The organism is Oscillatoria salina IIICB1, assembly GCF_020144665.1.
Taxonomy (GTDB): Bacteria; Cyanobacteriota; Cyanobacteriia; order Cyanobacteriales; family SIO1D9; genus IIICB1.
Genome location: NZ_JAAHBQ010000017.1, coordinates 38,413 through 57,312 on the forward strand (window position 1 = coordinate 38,413; position 18,900 = coordinate 57,312).

An 18,900-nucleotide genomic window follows, 5' to 3' on the forward strand; every position below is an offset into this window, starting at 1 on the left:
CTTCCCCCTCTATGCTACTCACCATTTCTTTGTAATTCCAGAGGTTTTGCAGCATTTTCATTAACTCTTTAAAATCAGAGTATTTTAGGATAATAACTTTTGGCTTGCTTTAATTTAGCTAATCATTTCTCCGTGCTTATACGGATCTAATTCTGAAGGTGATTGTTCGAGGGTTAATTGTTTGCGTAGCTGTCTTGGGTTTTTACTGAGAAGAAAAACTAACTTAGAGTTGCCCAGAAGCCAGTAAAGGAGCCGCTTGTAACAGTTTTTGGGTGTAGGGATTTTGGGGAGAGGTAAAAATTTGGTTAGTTTCTCCTATTTCTACTATTTTACCACTATTCATAACGGCGATGCGATCGCAGAAAAATCTTGCTACCCAGAGGTCATGTGTGATAAACAAATAAGTTAGCTTAAATTCTTCCTTGAGAGATTTCATTAAATCTAATACTTGAGTTTGGACGCTAGCATCGAGCATACTTACGGGTTCGTCACAGATAATTAATTTGGGTTGAGTAATTAAAGCACGGGCGATCGCTACGCGCTGTTGTTGTCCTCCGGATAAGTCGGCGGGGTAGCGGTTAGTGTAGTCTTCTACTGGGGTTAAACCTACTCGCTCTAACATTTGCCCTACTTTGATTTTAGCTTCGGCTGGCGTGGTTAAGTTATGAATATACAAGGGATCGACAATACTATCGCCAACTGTCATTAAAGGGTTAAGACAAGCGTGGGGATCTTGAAAAATCATTTGGATCTCGCGACGCATTTGCCGCATTTGGGAGGTTGAAAGTTTGGTTAAATCTGTTCCTAAAAATTCCACACTTCCAGACGTAGGGCGAACTAACTGTAAAATTGTCCGGGAAAGGGTACTTTTGCCGCAACCCGATTCACCTACTAAACCGAAAATTTCCCCAGGATAAAGTTCAAAACTAACGTCGTCAACAGCTTTAATAAAATTAGTTTGTCGTGAAAATAATTGCTGAAGTAAACTGGTTTCTAAAGTGTAATACTGTTTGAGATTTTTAATTCTTAAAATAGGATTTGAATCTTGGCGATCGCTAGTGGGTAAGTTTTTAGCGAGTTCGGGATTTTCGCTGTTAGTAACTGGAATTTTTGCTTCTGCATCCTCAACTCGATCGACAGTTTGAATATGTAAAGCAGCTTCAAGTAAAGAGCGAGTATATTCATGTTGAGGTGCTTTCAGGAGGGAATTTATAGGTCCAGTTTCGACAATTTTGCCATTGTACATAACTGCAAGGCGATCGCAAAACTCTCCCACCATTGCCAAATCATGAGAAATTAACAACAGTGCCAAAGAGCGAGAGTGACACAAGCGCGTGAGTTCTTGTAAAATCTCCGCAGCCACTGTAACATCAAGACTAGTAGTTGGTTCGTCAGCAACAATCAACTTGGGATCGAGAAGTAAAGCTAAAGCGATCGCCACACGCTGACGCATTCCTCCGCTAAACTCGTGCGGATATTGACCCCAACGACTAGCAGGAATTTTCACCGCCGCCAAAGTAGACAGCGCCTTTTCCTTCGCTCGATCTCGCGATAACTTTGGTTGATGCGCCCTCAAAGTCTCGATACAATGTTTGCCAATGGTCATTAAGGGATCGAGACGAGTCATCGGATCTTGAAACACCAACGCCACCGCTTCACCGCGAAACTTCCGTAACTGAGTTGGACTTAAATCAAAAACTGACTCACCCTGAAACGTAACTCGTCCCTCAATTTTCCCTTGGGGATCTAGCAAACGCATCGCCGCTCGTCCCAAAGTTGACTTTCCACAGCCCGATTCTCCCACCAATCCCAGCTTTTCCCCTGGATTGAGAGTAAAAGAAACATCATCAACAGCCCAAGACTGTTGTTGAGCATTACGCTTGTTATTAGGATAAGCAACTCGTAAGTTTTCTACACGCAAAAGAGGATCGTTCATAGTTTTTCAGAAGGGATTGGGGTTTTCAGTGAACAGTTACCAGTTATCAGTTACCAGTGAATAGTGGGTGGTTGGTAGTCGATATTGACAGTGGGGATAATTGGGGGAATTGGAAGGGATGGGGGACTGCTAACTGTTCGCTGGTAACTGTTCGCTGCTAACTGCTAACTGCTAACTGATAACTGATAACTGCTAACTGCTAACTGCTAACTGATAACTGATAACTGCTAACTGTTCACTGTTTATGGCTTTGGGCTACTTGTCGCATTAAATAAGCTAGGGCAAAATCTCCGTGAGGATGATCCTGTAAAATTTCCCCTAATTCAAAGACCTTTTGGGCTAATTCAGGTCCAAGTTTTTCCACCGTAGTTTGACGTTCCTTTTCCGCAGACTGTTGCTTTTGCAGTTGAAACTGCCATTCGGTGGAAAAAAGGCGATCGAGCGTCGTATGTATTCCCAATTTGGTTAAGATATCCCACTCACCGCGATCGCACCAAATCCCTTGACACTGAGGACAGCGTTCCACGTAAAAAGGATTTCTAATACTGACTTTAGCGCGGGCTAAATAGCGACCGCATTCAGGACAAAGGGCTGCTTTCGCATCCAGAGGAGATTGAGTAAAGTTGACATCAAGGTTTTTCGAGAAAAAATCGGGGGGAACCACTGGTTGGTGTTGTTTTGCTTGCCAAGTTTCGTATTCGTCCCCGGAAAGCCAACTTCCTTGACATTGGGGACATTGTTTGGCGGCTAAATTGGTTGAAAGAGTACCATCAACTAGCGCTACTTTCCTACATTTCGGACATTGCACGGTCAGATGTGCCTCCTAGTTATCAAATTTTCTTATTTTATCGTTCTCTGACTCCAGAGCTAGGATGACAGCATTAGTTCGCAGTAGTCAATAAGTTTTTGTAAGCGCTCCTGAGCGGCTGCTAGTCTAGCCACAGAGGTTGATAAAGATCGTGATGCTTGTAAAAATACGATCTCTGTTTGTAATAAGCGCCATGCGCGTAAGATTTCCGTCTGTACTGACTGCCAACGGGAAGCAACATCTACATCGAGATTTTCACTGGTTAAAGTTGTAATCTGTTGTCCGTAAACCCACTGGGATTGCTGAAAACCTGCCTTTAGCGAGACCAGATCTGGCTGGGGTTGAGATAATATTTTTTGTAAGTTCCGGATTGATTTAAGAAAATCTTCGTATTGTTCGGTATGCGATCGCGGCAACATTGTTTGCACTGTTAAGCTAAAATTTCTTTAAATAATAATCCGACTTTCTGGAAAAGCCCGGATTTACGAGCTAGGAGCCAATAGTTATTACTAGAGGATTAAACTTGTATCCTCTTTGCTTCAACTTTGAGGCTTCTTGGAACCCTAAAGCCAAAACCCCAGCTTATAACTTCTGGTGGTATTTTCTTCTAATTCCGAGTCTTCTAAACTCTCAGTTTTGGCTGAAACTCGTATTTTGTTTATTTTTGTTCGTCAAGGACGGGTAAACAAGACAACAAATCAACTTTTCTACCTGCAACCATAGCGTCTTAAGGATTTATGACCAAAAAGGGTTGATTTGGTCATTAGTTTTTTCTATTGCTAATTTCTAAACGAGAAACAACTATGAACACAACTACACTTACTACAACTAATACTACTGATTTTGAGCCTCCGAAGTGGCTGAAAGAATGTTTGTTATCCCAGAATATTTCTGGAGATCGAGAGGCTGATGACGATCGTAGTCTGATTTGTCGTGCCTTTGAATTTGCTTATCAACTTCACCAAGGACAGTATCGCAAATCGGGAGAACCTTATATTGCTCATCCAGTAGCGGTAGCAGGTTTGTTACGGGATCTGGGTGGCGATCGCGCGATGATCGCGGCTGGGTTTCTTCATGATGTGGTGGAAGATACTGATGTCACGGTGGAGGAAATTGAGGAACTTTTTGGTTCTCAGGTACGCCAGCTAGTCGAAGGTGTGACTAAGCTTTCTAAGTTTAATTTTTCTAGTAAAACTGAACGTCAAGCTGAAAATTTCCGCCGTATGTTTATCGCGATGGCGAAGGATATTCGCGTCATTGTCGTTAAGCTAGCAGATCGGCTGCACAATATGCGAACTCTGGAACACCTGAAGCCGGAAAAACAGCAGCGTATTGCTTTGGAAACTAGAGAAATCTTTGCTCCTTTGGCAAATCGACTGGGGATCGGGCGTTTTAAGTGGGAATTAGAGGATTTAGCTTTTAAGTATCTCGAACCCGATGCTTATCAAGAAATCCAAGAATTGGTCGCTGAAAGAAGATCCGATCGCGAAGCGAGATTAGAAAAGGCGATCGAAAATTTGCGTTCTCGTTTAGGAGAAATTGGGATTCATGTTTGGGAAGTCAACGGTAGACCAAAACACCTCTACAGCATTTATCAGAAGATGCAACGCCAACAAAAGGAGTTTGGTGAAATTTTTGATATTGCTGCTGTACGCATCATCTTAGAGACGAAGGACGAATGTTACCGCACTTTAGCTGTGGTACACGACAGTTTTCGCCCGATTCCCGGTCGTTTTAAAGATTATATTGCTTTACCAAAACCAAATCGTTACCAGTCGCTACATACGACTGTGGTGGGTTTAAATGGTCGTCCTTTAGAGGTACAAATACGCACCCTGGAAATGCACCAAATAGCTGAATACGGGATCGCTGCTCACTGGAAGTATAAAGAAACAGGTGGTTCCTCGAATACCCAATTAAATACTGCTGATGAAAAATTTACTTGGTTGCGGCAACTCCTCGAATGGCAAAATGACCTTAAAGATGCTCAGGAATATATCGAAAGCCTCAAGGATAATTTATTTGAGGACGATGTCTATGTTTTTACCCCTCAAGGGGATGTGATTGCTTTGGCTAAAGGGTCAACTCCGGTGGATTTTGCTTATCGGATTCATACGGAAGTGGGAAATCACATGAAAGGGGCGAGAGTTAATGGGCGTTGGTCGGTATTGGAGACAGAATTACACAACGGTGATATTGTCGAAATTATCACTAGTAAAAACTCTCATCCGAGTTTAGATTGGCTTAATTTTGCTGTTACTCCTAGTGCAAGAAATAAAATTCGTCAGTGGTATAAGCGATCGCATCGAGATGAAAATCTTGCTCGCGGTCGGGATCTCTTAGAAAAGGAATTAGGCAAAAATGGCACGCTGTCTGTACTGAAGTCCGAGGCGATGCAAGCGGTAGCAGAACGTTGTAATTATCAAAATGTGGACGATCTCCTGGCTGCCCTCGGTTATGGTGAAGTAACTTTAAACTCGGTGGTGAATAAGCTGCGCGATGAAGTGAAAGCCCAACAACCGATTGAGGAAAGCGAGTCAGATAAACAAGAAACTAAAATTCTCACTACCGATAGCGGGAAAAATGACGTTTACACGGCTAGTTGTAGCAAAGTACGCAAATCTGACTCTCCTATTGCTGGAGTAGAAGGTTTACTGCATTATATTGCCGGCTGTTGTCGTCCTGTTCCCGGCGAACCGATTATCGGGATCGTCACTCGTGGGGCTAAAGGAATTTCGATTCATCGTCAAGGTTGTAGTAACGTTGAAGATATACCTGGCGATCGCTTGATTCCGGTAAGCTGGAACCGTGAAGGCAATAACGGACGCTGCCAAACTTATCCGGTTAATATCTCGATTGAAGTTCTCGATCGCGTTGGGGTCTTTAAAGATATTTTGGCTCGTTTGAGCGACCAAAAAATTAATATTCGCAATGCAGGTGTGAAAACTAGTGAAGGTAAACCTGCTTTGATTTCCCTCGAAATTGATATTCGCGATTGCGAACAACTCGAACGCAGTCTCAACCAAATTCGCAAAATGAGCGATGTGTTGAATCTACGCCGCGTTAGTGGGGTAGATTGTGAGTAAGTGGGATTGGTGAGGAGGGGATTGGTGATTGGTGAGGAGGGGATTGGGTAAACTGCTAACTATTTCATGCGGCTACGTGATAACTGATAACCTATGAAACGACCAGCTTGTTTAGTTTTCAACCCGGTTGCGGGACAAAGCAATGCCGAGGAAGATTTAGAGAACATTCGGGCATTATTAGAACCTGAGTTTGACTTAGATATCCGTCAGACTACGAAAGAGAAAAATGCCAATCAAATTGCTTCGGGTGCGATCGCTGATGGTGCTACTCTAATTATCGCTTCTGGGGGCGATGGTACGCTTTCTTCTGCTGCGGAAGCGGTGATTAATACGGGTATTCCTCTCGGCGTTATTTCTCGCGGTACAGCGAATGCTTTTGCTGCTGCTTTAGGTATTCCTGACACAATTGAGGAAGCTTGTCAAACGATTATTGATGGTCAACAAACAATCGTTGATGCAGCTAAGTGTAATGGTAAACCAATGGTTTTACTTGCTGGAATCGGTTTTGAAGCCGAAACAATTGAAAAAACCGATCGAGAGAAAAAAAGTCGTTTTGGCGTATTGGCTTATATTCTTGCAGGTTTTCAGCAACTACAGGAACTCGAACCTTTTGAAGCGGTGTTAGAAACTGAAGATGAAATTATTCAAGTTACGGCTGCGGCGATTACTGTCGCTAATGCGGCACCAGCAACTTCAATTTTGGCACAGGGTCCAGCCGGAATTGTTGCCGATGATGGTTTTTTAGATGTTACTGTAGTTGCACCCCAAAATGCAACTCAGGCGATCGCTGCTTCTTATCATTTACTCCGCACTGCTTTGGGGAAAACGCCTGCTCAACGTAAAGATATTGGCTATTTGCGTACTAAAAAGATTAAAATTAATACCGATCCGCCTCAACAAGTTGCTCTCGATGGCGATCTTCTTGGTACTACTCCAATTGAAGTTGAATGTCTCGAACAAGCAATAACTTTATTAGTTCCTAAGTCGGATAACGAGCGACCTCCTTCGGTAGAACAACTTACCCAACTTCCTCCTGGAGGAAGAGAATAACTTAACTCAGTAAATCAAAAAATATTTTATATTAAAACAAGGCAAGACTCAATAAAATTGCTGCTGGAATTAGTCGGTAAAGAAATTACCCCTAAAATTAAGTATATGCAGCCGTTACCCACTCCCAGCCTCGATCGAATCGTCGATCCTCATCCTCTGAAAATACCACCGCAAACGCCAATTTTTGAAGTGGTGAGGTTACTTGGAGAAAGACAACCAAGTAACTGTGCATTAATCCAGTCTGAGAAAGGATTACAAGGGATTTTCTCAGCGCGAGATTTTGTCAAGTTAGTGGCTAATGGAGAATTATTAGCAAAACCGATTCTAGACGAAAATCAAAGTATTGCTCAAATTAAGCCCAGAAGTACGATCGCGCTAACAGTTACAAAAACGACTAATTTCCTCGTAGCAGTCAAACTTTTGTTACAACATCAAATTAGTTGTCTGCCAATTGTCGATCCTCTGAGTAATATTTTGGGAGTAGTAACTGCAAAAACTATTCTTGATTATTGGGGAAATAGTGAATTATTTTCTCGGCTTCAGGTTGGCGATTTGATGACAGATAGAGTCATAACTGTGTCGCCAACTACAAGTTTGTTAAAAATTACTAAAGAAATTGGCAAACAAAAAGCAATTTGTGCAACTATTGCTCATAATTTGGATATCATTGCCCCAGAAGATTTACTTCGCTTTCAGGCAGAAAACCTGAATTTAGCAGTTACAGAAGCAAGAGAAGTAATTAACGAGCGACTTCTAGCTGTAGTAAAAGTTAAAGATTCATTGCGAGTAGCAGTGCAAAAAATGCAGCAATTGTCAAGAGAAACTTTAGGCGTAGTTAACGAAGTAGGGGAAATAGTTGGCGCGATCGCACCAACACAATTGCTAAAAGAATTAGGGAAACGGCATCTCTTACCAGGGCTGCGTCGCTCGCGAAATTTAGTTAATTCAAAACAATTAACCAAAACTCAATTATATCAAGCTATTACCTGTAACTTTCCCAATGGCGCAATCGTGGTTTTTGACCGCGATTTACGCTACATTCTAGCTGAAGGAACTGGTTTAGAAGCTGTTGGACTTGCTAAAAAAAGTTTAGAAGGAAAAACCATTTGGGAAATATTTCCGTTAGAAACTTGTCAAAATCTCGAACCAAATTATCGCGCTGCTTTAGCTGGTCAAACTACTTCTTCAGAAATAAAATATCAAAATCGTTACTATCTATATTATACCATTCCCTTGAAAAATAAAACAGGTGAAATTGTTGCTGGAATGGTAGTAACCCAAGACATAACTGCTCAAAAAAATGCTGAATTAGCTTGGCGCGAAAGTGAATCAATTCTCCGGAACTTTTATAACAGTACCACCGTGATGATGGGAGTAGTGGAACTTCTAGAAAACGATATTTTGCATTTATCAGATAATGGAGTTACAGCCCGCTTTTTAGGTTTGAATTCCGAAAAAATGCAAGGTAAAACAGCAACTCAGTTGGGGCTTAGTCGAGAAAATATAAATCTTTGGCTTGCCAAATATAGAGAATGTGAAATTACAGGCGAGCCAGTAAAATTTGAATATGCCCATACCACCAAAACTGGCTCTATGTGGTTATTAGCAACAGTTTGTTACCTAGGCAAAATGAGCAGCAACAAACCCCGATTTTCTTATATAATTGAAGATCTCACCGAGCGCAAGCTAGCCGAGCAACAAATTTTAGAGCGAGAAAGGGTACTGCGGCAGGTAATTGATTTAGTACCGCACTATATTTTAGCGAAAGATCGCGAAGGAAATTATCTTCTCGCTAATCAAGCAGTAGCAGATATTTTCCACACCACAGTAGAGGAAATTTTACAGAAAAACGAAGCAGATGTAGCGGCATCTCCGGCAGAAGCCCAAGAATTTCGCGAAGATGATTTAGAAGTAATTAATAGTGGCAAACCGAAAAAAATTGCTGCCCAAAATGTTACTGCTGCTGACGGGAAAGTGCGTGTTGTCCAAGCAATAAAAATTCCCTTTAAGCCAATTGGTTCAGAGCAAACAGCAGTATTGGCAGTTGCTAGTGATATTACCGAACTGAAACAAGTAGAACAAGAACTACGAGAAAGTGAAGCAGCAATTCGGGCATTGTATCAAGTAACAGCTTCAGGTAAATTAAGCTTCAGCGATCGCGTGAAACAAATGCTGGAAATGGGCTGTCGGCGGTTTAATCTCGAAATTGGCATTCTCGCAGAAATTCAAGATAATAATTATCAGGTGAGAGCGGTACAAGCTCCCCAAAACCAAATTAGTCCGGGCGCTGTATTTGACTTGAAACAAACTTATTGCCAAGAGACGCTTAAATCTGAAGAACCAGTTTACTTTGAGTCAGCAGCAGATAGCGAATGGCGAAAACATCCTGCTTACCAAGCATTTCGATTAGAAGCTTATCTCGGTACGCGCATCATAGTTGGTAAGAAAATTTTTGGAACGCTCAATTTTTCCAGCCCCAACAAACACAATCGCTGCTTTAGATCCGTAGACAAAGAGCTATTAAAATTAATGGCACAGTGGATTGGAGATGAATTAGAGCGACAAGCAACCCAGGAAGCGCTGCAACAGCAACTCGAACGAGCAAAAATTCTCAAGCAAATAACTCAAGAAATTCGCTCGACTTTAGACACCCAGGAAATTTTTCAAACTACAGCAAGGCAAATTGGTCAAACCTTTAAAGTCGATCGCTGTTTAATTCATAGTTATATTTTCGACGGCAAGGAAGCAAAAATTCCCTTCATGGCAGAATATTTAGCTTCCTCAGTCACATCAGTAATTAATTTACAAGTACCAGTTCAAGGTAATCCTCACGCACAAGAACTATTAAAAAGCGATCGCGCGAGATCTTCTGATAACTTTTACACCGACCCTCTACTCGCCCCAGTAAGCTCATTGTGTCGGCAAATTAACCTCAAATCAATGCTTGCAGTGCGAACTTCCGATCAAGGTAAACCCAACGGCGTCATTGCACTACAGCAGTGTAACGAATTTCGCCAATGGACGGCGGAAGAAATCAGTTTACTCGAAGACATCGCCGAACAAGTAGGTATAGCCCTCGAACAAGCTCGACTCCTCGAACAACAAAAGATCGCCTATCAACAACTAGCCAAAAACAACCTGGAACTCCAAACAGCGAGAAAAGCTGCTGATGCTGCTAACCAAGCCAAAAGTGAATTTTTAGCAGTCATGAGCCACGAAATTCGCACCCCAATTAATGCCATCATCGGCGGAAATCAGCTTTTGCTCGAAAGTGAGTTATCTCCCCAAGACCGAGAATTAGCCCAAATCGTCGATAGCAGTAGCCATGCTTTACTCAGCATTGTGAACGATATTCTCGACTTTTCCAAAATCGAATCCAAAAAACTCGAACTGGAAACTACTCCCGTAGAGTTAGCAAGTTGTATCGAAAGCGCGATCGATTTGGTCGCACCTCAAGCAACGAAAAAAAATCTGGAATTAGTGTACTCGATCTCTGGAGAAACTCCCTTTTGTATTTCCGGAGATGCCTTGCGACTGCGGCAAATTTTAGTTAACTTACTCAGTAATGCGATCAAATTTACCGAAACTGGAGAAATTGTCCTCTTTGTTAGCGCCGCACCCGCCAAGCAAAAGAGAAACTCAGGAAATCTTTACGAAATTCAATTTGCCATTAGCGATACAGGTATTGGGATTCCGCGCGATCGCCTGCATAAATTATTTAAAGCCTTTAGTCAGGTAGATTCTTCCACTACCAGAACTTATGGCGGTACTGGTTTAGGTTTAGCAATTTCCCAACGTCTCAGCAAAATGATGGGCGGTAGAATGTGGGTAGAAAGCCAAGGTGGTCTTGCTGGAAATCCTCCTCGCAATTGGCAAATCAGAGTAAGTACGCCGACACCAGTTATCCTCAGCCAAACCCCAGTAACTACCTTTTATTTCACAATAGTTTGTCCCTCAGTCAGTTGTAGTGCTCACCTCAGCAATCATGTCCAACATCTAGCAGGAAAACGCTTGCTAATCGTCGATGATAGTGCTACTAATCAGCAAATTCTTGCCCGACAAACTAAATCTTGGGGGATGCTACCTACTACAGCTAAATCAGCCTCAGAAGCCCTTGATTTGCTCGATCGCCACCATTTCGATCTTATAATTTTGGCTCGGCAAATTGGAGAGATGGATGGCTTTACCTTCGCTAGACAAATCCACTCACGTCCTCAAACTTCTTGCTTACCGGCGATCGTCTTAACTCCACTGTCCGAGACTAAAGTAGTTCCTCCGGCAAGGTTAACTTCTTTTGTCACTTTCTTACACAAGCCAATTAAACAATCTGACTTATATAATGCCCTCAGCAAGATTTTTATGGAACAACCAAATCAGGAATTAAGCACAAATAAGCTGGTAATTGACTCGGAATTAGGTCGCAAGCAACCAATAACAATTCTCTTAGCTGAAGACAATCCAGTTAACCAAAAAGTTGCTTTAGCAATGCTCGCTCGCTTAGGATACCAAGCAGATGTAGCTATGAATGGACTCGAAGTCCTGGTAGCATTAAAAAGACAAGATTACGATTTAGTCTTAATGGACGTGCAAATGCCCGAAATGGACGGAATTGAAGCAACACAGCGAATTTATGCCGAAATCAGCCCAGCCAAACGTCCCTACATTATCGCCATGACAGCTAACGCTAGCGATAGCGATCGCCAATTTTGTCTCGAAGCAGGAATGAATTCATATTTGAGTAAACCAGTCAAGCTAGAAACACTCAGCAAAGCTTTGGATAATTATTACCAACAAAAGCAGTCCCCATCAAAATTGTCAGTGACAGAAAAGTCTTCTTCAACAGATGAGATAATTGACGAGCAAGCTTGGATTTCATTAACAGAAATAGTTGGTTCTGAATCGAAAAAAATTATTCTCGAAATAATCGACTCTTATTTAGAAGATACACCAAAACTACTAAAAATAATTAATCGCGCAATTACTACGGGTGAGGTAAAAGATTTACAATATGCAGCACATACGTTAAAATCCAGCAGTGCTATGTTAGGTGCAAGCAAAATTTCTCAACTTTGTTTGGAATTAGAAAAAATGGCTAAACAGGGTCTAACAGTAGCACCAGAATTTAGTCGAGTCATCGCAACTGAATACGAACGAGTAAAAACAGCTTTAGCACAAAAAAGAGAATTATATAATCGCTAATTAATATATATTTATTTTATGGACAAAATTAAAGAAATATGGATACAAGCGGCTATATTTTTTATTGTTGGCATTATTTGGCGCCTACCTTTTCAAAGTAAAATTTTGCACGAATGGGATTCAGTTAATTTTGCTTTAGCTTTAGATAAATATGACCTCCGCTTACATCAACCTCATCCACCGGGGATGTTTTTTCTTTATATTTTAAGCGGTCGTTTATTTAACTTTTTTTTAGACGATCCTAATGCTAGCTTAGTTTGGGTTAGTACGATCGCTACTGGTTTCGCCGCCGCAACTATTTTTATTTTAGGTCAGACCTGGTTTGGTCGTCAAACAGGTTCAACGATCGCACTTTTAATGTTAAGCAGTCCCTTGATTTGGTTTCAAGGAGAAGTCGCTCTTTCTTATATGTTAGAGTTCTTCTGGGTGCTGTTAATTGTTTGGGGTTGTTATCATCTACGCTACGGTAATAAATTAGTTTTTTTCTCCACGGCAATTTTCTTAGGATTAGCCGGAGGTATTCGCCCAAACACGCCATTTTTCTTGTTTCCTTTGTGGGCGATCGCGGTTTTTCTTGGCTGCCGCGAACATAAATATAAATTTACAGATGTTATTCTTGCTGTTATTTTGGGCTTAATTAGTGTCTGTGTTTGGCTAATTCCTATGGTGGCTTCCTCCGGAGGAATTGACGAATTCTGGCAAACAATGCAGCCTTGGCTAGAAAAACACCCCAAAGATGGCATCGGACGCAGCTTACTTGATGAAGATAATGTTAGTAGTTTAGAAGGAGTTTATCTCAATTTTAAACTCCTTCTAGAAGCCGTACTTTATGGAATTGGCTTCGGACTTTTTCCGCTTATTTGGTGGTTGGGCGATTCAAGAAAACAATTAAAGCAAAAATTCCTCAAAGATTGGCGCTGGCAAACTTTACTAATTTGGCTTTTACCAGGGTTGATTTATCTAATTTTTGTTCACATCAAACGCTTAGGACATTCTTTTACAATTTTACCAGTTTTTATCATTATTGCTGGCATTGCTATCGCTGAAGCTAGTAAAAGTTGGCAAAAGAAACAGCAAAAAGCTAAAGTTATCTTACCAGGAATTATCTTTTTGGGGAATATTTTATTTTTTACTTTAGGTCCCGCTAACTGGCAAACTTCTCTTCCCACTTGGGAGACAATCATACAATACGATCGCTATATTAGCGAACGAGTTGCGGCAATCAGTCGCCGATTTTCCCCCACAGAAACAATGGTTTTAACTACCGGAAGAAATGGTCGCATCCGCGAATTTTACCTAGCTGAATATAGCGGAACTGGTTACGATTCTCAGCCCGGAGAAGCAGAAGAAATCATTACTTTACCAGAGAATATTCGCAATTTAGTTTTATTTGAAGATAAAGTCTTATCTGATTTAGAAAGCGAACCAGAATATGAAACAATTACTCTCCCTTCTCAAGCGACAATTCGTTATTTAACTTGGGATGAAGATCGACAAGTTAAGTTAAATAAATATTCCTTGTCCATAGAAGAAAAAAATGAGTAAAGTTAACCTACAAATGTCATTCTGAGGAAAATTAACCTACAAATGTCATTCTGAGCGAAGCGAAGAATCTAAGGAGATCCTTCGCTTCGCTCAGGATGACAACTAATACCAATAATATCAAATATTTTCACTGTATCTACAAGTAGATTATTGCTGTTTGAGAATAACCAAAGTAAGATCGTCAAACATTTTCTGCAAACCGATATGTTTTCGCAAATCATCAATAACCACTTGTTTAATTTCTTCAGCCGAATAGTGACGATTAAGCTGAATCACCTCGCAGAGTCTTTCTAGTCCGTAATGAACGCCAGAAACATCTTCAGCTTCAGTAATTCCGTCAGTGTAAAGAACGACTAGATCTCCAAGATTTAACTGAATATTTTCTCGAGCGATAAAATCAGCAATTTCTGGTTCTAAACCAATCGGAAAACCTAAATCAATCGTGTCGATACGTTCAATTTCGCCGTGAGAACGAACGATAATTGTTTCCTCGTGTTGTCCGCTAATACTAAGTTTGCCGTCAAAGTAATTTAAGATAACCAAAGTGAGATTTTTATCCGAGTTCATGCGCTGGATATTTTGATAAATAGTGCGGTTGAGAGTGTTGAGAAACTTGACAGGATCGGTTTCGCGTATTTCTTGCAAAGTACGCACTGCCGTTTGTGTCATTACCATCAAAATACCGCTTTCTAAACCATGTCCAGTAACATCGCCAATGCCAATAGTAACTACGCCATCAGTATGCAGGACATCGTAGTAGTCACCGCCAACTTCTTCAGCAGGTTCCATATAACCAGCAATATCAAGTTTTTTAATAGCTTTAAGTTCTGCGGGTTTAGGTAAAATTAAGTGTTGCATCTGACGCAAGAGATCCAATTCGGCACTAAGGCGAACATTTTCGGCTTTCAAGCGTTTGTAAAGAATGGTAATTTCTTGATTAGCTTGGGCGAGTTGGGCGGTGCGGGATTTGACTTTATCTTCGAGGTTTTCAATTAACTCTTTTAACTGTCCCGCCATTTGATTAAAGGATGCGGCTAGTTTTTCAAGTTCGATGCTACCTTTAGCTTCAACGTGCTGTTCAAGTTCGCCATTGGCAATTTTTTCGGAAGCTTGAGAGACTCGATGGATAGGTTGAGTAATCCAGCGAGCAGTAATAATTCCTATTCCTACGGCGACAATTAAGGCAACAACGCATAACAGGATGGTAATGCGGGTATTTTGGTTAATTTCTGCCATGAAATCTGATTCTGGTACGACGACAACAATTAACCAGTCAAGCCCAAATTCATCTTGATAGGGGGTGACTTGTAGTAGTTGGCGAGATCCATCTAGTCTAAAGCTAAGTTGTTGGGGAGTGTCAATGTGTTGAAAATCTTGAAATTTCTGTTCGAGAAACTCGACTGTAGCTTGAATGAGAGAGCTTTTGCTTTCGCTAGCTGGGAGGCGCTGCTGTTGGTTATTTTCGCTCAAAAAAGGTGGATTACCAGTGGAGGAGGAAATGAGTAAGCCGTTGCGCTCCATAATAAAGATTTTGCCAGTTTTGCCGATTTCGAGAGTGCTAAGAAAATCAGCGATCGCCAATAATGATAAGTCAACAGCAAATACTCCTTCTAACTCTGCCTCGCTGTTATAAACTGGACGCACGGCAGGTAAGGCAAGATTGGGATAAGGAGCTGCCCAAACGTAAATTTCCCCCCAGACAGGCTTTTCTGCGTCTTTGGCGGCTTGATACCAGGGACGAGTCAGGAGATCGTAACCGGGAACTACAGATAACAATTTCGTGCGAGATCCCTTCTTCTCCGTAGCGTAAGTTTCAAACTCACCGTTAGGAGATTCACCTGTCCAATAAGCAACATTAGGTAGTTTACCGGGAACTTGTTCTGCACCGCTAAAAATTTCTTCCTCAGTACCGACATAAATGTAACTTGTTTCTGGATGTCGCTGGATCTGCTGCCAAAAATGAAGTTCTAATTCCGAGAAATCATTTAAGCTTAATTGTCCTAAACTTAGTGCATCGGCGTTAGCATGATTAATCGCGTGAGGTACGGCTAAATAGTTCCGCAGGCGTTCCTCAACGCGATTGGTAACTTCTGCATGGAGTTGACTAGCGAGATCGTTGACTGCTTTTTCAGCGCTTCTCAAGGAAAGATACCCTACTAATCCCACTGCGGCAACGATTTGCAAGACAAAAGGGATTACAAGGGTAGTTCGTAGAGGAACTTTGCGAGAGATTTTCGTTACCACCAGGCTGAGAAATTCGATCATGGAGGATCTCGCTCTAACATCAATCAGAGCAGTTTTTACTTGCGCAGACTCCAGCGCTAATACGCCGCAGCTAATACCTTTCTACTCTAAATAAAGTCTTTAGGTAAACATTAAGAAGTTTTTTTGAGATGAATAAATATTAGTTTGTTAGTTTGATTCGTAACTGTTGAATTTATTTCTACTTGCTTGGTTAACTCATGCCTACTGTTAAAAATCTTGGTTGTCAATCTCAAAAAATATGTTAAGAGATTTTATCAGAAAATTGTCGCTGGAGTTGAGCTGATTTCGACTTCGCAATTAATTCGCTAGATTTCTATAAGTTTTATTTCGATATCGATTATCAAGTTGAATTTAGCAGTATTTTAAGCTACTATTGTCTTAGTGGGTGAGAGTTTTTTAACTAGCGCGATTAGAACGGAATTCGATTGTTAAATCAGCAGAGCGAGGCAAAAGTTTTGTCTTTTCGGCTCAAGTTAAAAATTACTAGCGTTGTAGTTCGGTCCAAGCTGCATCGGGAGAGCAATAATTTCTACACTTGTCTTCCCTCGTCTAGATTGTATCCAGTATCAATCCTGCAACTCTCCCTCCGCACTTAGCGATCGGGTACGCAGCAAGCACTGTAATGAATGAAAAAACAAATATGCAGTAAGTGAAGTTACTGCGACTAATCGTTGGGTTAGTTCACAGAAGTTAATAGACCTTACCCAACTTGCTCTTTTGCTCAACTTTTAGTTACGTTATGAAAACGATCTCGAAATGGATCGCAATTGGAATTATTGAACTCATTTTTTGTTTCTGGCTATTAGGTAAAGCCGCTAATTTAGTTAGTTCTCCTAGTAACCTAAAAGTTTTGTCTGGTGTCGTCTGTTACCTAGCTGGCTTATTAGTAATTCCCGGAGTTTCTATCAGTTATGCAGCACATCAAATTACTGACGCTAAACGCCGACAAAAACAACTAAAACAAGCTTTTCCTGATGAAGAAACTTCGGTAATTCAATTGTTAGATTTAAAAAAATAACGACCATGAACAAATCACCTCGTCGCTTTCTTCATTTTACCGGAATAGCTGCTCTTATTGCCATTTTAGCTTCTAGTTGTGGAGTTATTCCCGGAACTAGCGTCAAGCGCATACCTCCTGGTTATGTAGGCTTAAAAGTTAACCTTTATGGGAAAAATCGGGGCGTACAAAATGCTACTATTAGCACTGGTCGCGTTTGGTACAATGGCTACACTGAAGAAATTGTTGTCTTTCCCGACCACGTTCAATACTATATCTTAACCGCTTCAACTGATGAAGGTTCGCCAGTAGATGAAAGTATCACTTTTGGCGTCGGTGGAACTACAGCAAATGCTGATGTTTCCATGTCCTACTTTTTCGATACTGAACGAATTAAAGACTTTTACGGCAAGTATTTGAAAGACCCGGATCAATTCAAAGCTACTTTGGTTCGTAGCGAAACTCGTAACTGTTTCAACCAATCAGCAACTGAGTTAAAACCAGAAGAAATTGTTGGCGCTAAACAGGCTGAATTACTCACCAATGTCAGAGATTGTTTAAACAATAAATTTGGTGTAGTTGGCGTTACTTTCGAGTCGGTAGGATTTGTCAGCAAACCACGTTTTGATAAATCAATTGAAGCCCAAATAACTGCACGTTTCCAAGCCGAACAACAAGCGATCGCGGCGAAAGCGCAACTAGAAGTTGCCGAAGCCGAAGCGAAACGTCAAATAGCCAAAGCCAAAGGTGAAGCCGAAGTAGCCCGAATTCAAGCGGCTACAGTTTCCCCTCTTACTATTCGCTTACGAGAGTTAGAATTGCAAGAGCAAATGATTGAAAAATGGGATGGAGTTTTACCCGTTTATCAAGGAGGTACTGCACCTTTTCCTTCTTTCGATCCCAATGCTAGCAAATCAACTGCTACTGGTCAACAATAATTAATTTAGTAGAGACGGTAGCATTGCTACGTCTCTACACAATATTTTGTCAGCCTAACTACGAATGGTTTAAACAATTTTTAGCTGTTATTGCTATTTTTGCGACGAGAACGAGCAACAAGTAAAGAAACAAAACCTAAAGCTGCTAGAGAACCAGGTTCCGGAACATCTTGGCTAACATTAGTTTCGGTGAAATAAATATCGCCAATACCTATTCCGTGACCGTTAGGATTACTTCGAGAGATATCATCTCCATCAGTAAAAACTAACTTGAAGCTATCAATTTGACTAGCAAACGATACTAAAACATTACTAGCATCGCTGTTGTTATTTGTGCTTTTAATCCCATCGAGAGTATTCGCATCAACTCGTTCAATTTTACCTAATGCTTCAGCAAACTGGAAAATCGGATCGACTTCTTGATCGTCCAAAAATCCTTGTACAATTACTCGATCTTGCCATAATTTGCTGCTACTCATGTCAAGATCGAAAATAGTAAAAAATACAGACAAGGGATTACTATAATTGTTGAAAACAGTATTCATTGTAACCGAATAATCACCTTCTTCTGCACCAATTTTTTCAGAATCGATTTGTAAGTGCAATGATTTATCGCTATTAGGGTTACTTCCGTTAAGAAAGTCGCTAACAGCAGGAGTAATTCCACTACTACTAGATGGGATAAATTTAATCCCAGAACCAACTTCAAAGTCAATATCGATAGTTCCTTCACCTACTACAAAGCTACCATTTTTTTGACCATCTGACCAACCCGTTGTATCCCAATCAAGACTAGCTGCTTTGGCTGATTTACTAATTAAAGTTGTTCCTGCTAAGGTGAAAGCACATCCTAAAATGAACATTAATCTTTTGTTAGCCATAATTTTCTCCTTGTTTGTCTAAATTTGGCTATTATTTGTTGTTTTTCTGGAAAACTATTAACTGTGAGCTTTCTTTTTCTATTAAAGCTTATGAAACTATTCAATTAAGTGAATTTACTTTAATTTTGTTGTTAATCTTTGTGAAAAGTTTTAAATTTATTTATTATTAGGAATAAAAGTCAAATTGACTTGTTT

Annotated in this window: 11 protein-coding genes; 6 read left to right on the top strand and 5 right to left on the bottom strand. The window is 40.8% G+C overall.

Translation table 11 applies throughout. The features are described 5' to 3' along the window. Positions 1 to 223 precede the first annotated feature (223 nt). From G3T18_RS06700 to patD, 3 genes are all read right to left on the bottom strand, one after another. Complete coding sequence (locus G3T18_RS06700; protein WP_224409768.1) at positions 224 to 1,936, bottom strand: dipeptide ABC transporter ATP-binding protein; 1,713 nt, start codon at positions 1,934 to 1,936, stop codon at positions 224 to 226. 235 nt (positions 1,937 to 2,171) lie between these two features. After that, complete coding sequence (locus tag G3T18_RS06705; protein WP_224409769.1) at positions 2,172 to 2,744, bottom strand: zf-TFIIB domain-containing protein; 573 nt, start codon at positions 2,742 to 2,744, stop codon at positions 2,172 to 2,174. 59 nt (positions 2,745 to 2,803) lie between these two features. Continuing rightward, complete coding sequence (gene patD, locus G3T18_RS06710; protein WP_224409799.1) at positions 2,804 to 3,163, bottom strand: heterocyst frequency control protein PatD; 360 nt, start codon at positions 3,161 to 3,163, stop codon at positions 2,804 to 2,806. A gap of 384 nt (positions 3,164 to 3,547) precedes the next feature. Between patD and G3T18_RS06715 the strand changes: the two genes are divergently transcribed. From G3T18_RS06715 to G3T18_RS06730, 4 genes are all read left to right on the top strand, one after another. Beyond that, on the top strand, positions 3,548 to 5,830 hold the full coding sequence (locus G3T18_RS06715) for a RelA/SpoT family protein (RefSeq protein ID WP_224409770.1): 2,283 nt from the start codon (positions 3,548 to 3,550) through the stop codon (positions 5,828 to 5,830). 93 nt (positions 5,831 to 5,923) lie between these two features. Next, positions 5,924 to 6,880 (top strand): YegS/Rv2252/BmrU family lipid kinase, encoded by a 957-nt coding sequence (locus G3T18_RS06720; RefSeq protein ID WP_224409771.1) that lies wholly within the window; start codon positions 5,924 to 5,926, stop codon positions 6,878 to 6,880. A 57-nt stretch (positions 6,881 to 6,937) separates the two neighbouring features. Further along, a complete protein-coding gene (locus G3T18_RS06725) occupies positions 6,938 to 12,079 on the top strand; it encodes a response regulator (RefSeq protein ID WP_224409772.1) in 5,142 nt (1,713 codons plus the stop codon). A gap of 18 nt (positions 12,080 to 12,097) precedes the next feature. Further along, positions 12,098 to 13,624: an ArnT family glycosyltransferase gene (locus G3T18_RS06730; RefSeq protein ID WP_224409773.1), complete on the top strand. Its 1,527-nt coding sequence runs from the start codon at positions 12,098 to 12,100 to the stop codon at positions 13,622 to 13,624. 147 nt (positions 13,625 to 13,771) lie between these two features. Here the strand turns inward: G3T18_RS06730 and G3T18_RS06735 are convergent, their stop codons facing one another. Next, on the bottom strand, positions 13,772 to 15,889 hold the full coding sequence (locus tag G3T18_RS06735) for a SpoIIE family protein phosphatase (protein WP_224409774.1): 2,118 nt from the start codon (positions 15,887 to 15,889) through the stop codon (positions 13,772 to 13,774). A gap of 739 nt (positions 15,890 to 16,628) precedes the next feature. Between G3T18_RS06735 and G3T18_RS06740 the strand changes: the two genes are divergently transcribed. Then, complete coding sequence (locus G3T18_RS06740) at positions 16,629 to 16,907, top strand: hypothetical protein (protein WP_224409775.1); 279 nt, start codon at positions 16,629 to 16,631, stop codon at positions 16,905 to 16,907. A gap of 5 nt (positions 16,908 to 16,912) precedes the next feature. Continuing rightward, entirely contained in the window at positions 16,913 to 17,824 is a 912-nt protein-coding gene (locus tag G3T18_RS06745) for an SPFH domain-containing protein (protein ID WP_224409776.1), read from the top strand. A gap of 80 nt (positions 17,825 to 17,904) precedes the next feature. Here the strand turns inward: G3T18_RS06745 and G3T18_RS06750 are convergent, their stop codons facing one another. Further along, positions 17,905 to 18,705 carry a PEP-CTERM sorting domain-containing protein gene (locus tag G3T18_RS06750; protein WP_224409777.1) on the bottom strand — a complete coding sequence of 267 codons (801 nt, stop codon included), beginning with the start codon at positions 18,703 to 18,705 and terminating at the stop codon, positions 17,905 to 17,907. Between the last annotated feature and the right edge of the window lie 195 nt (positions 18,706 to 18,900).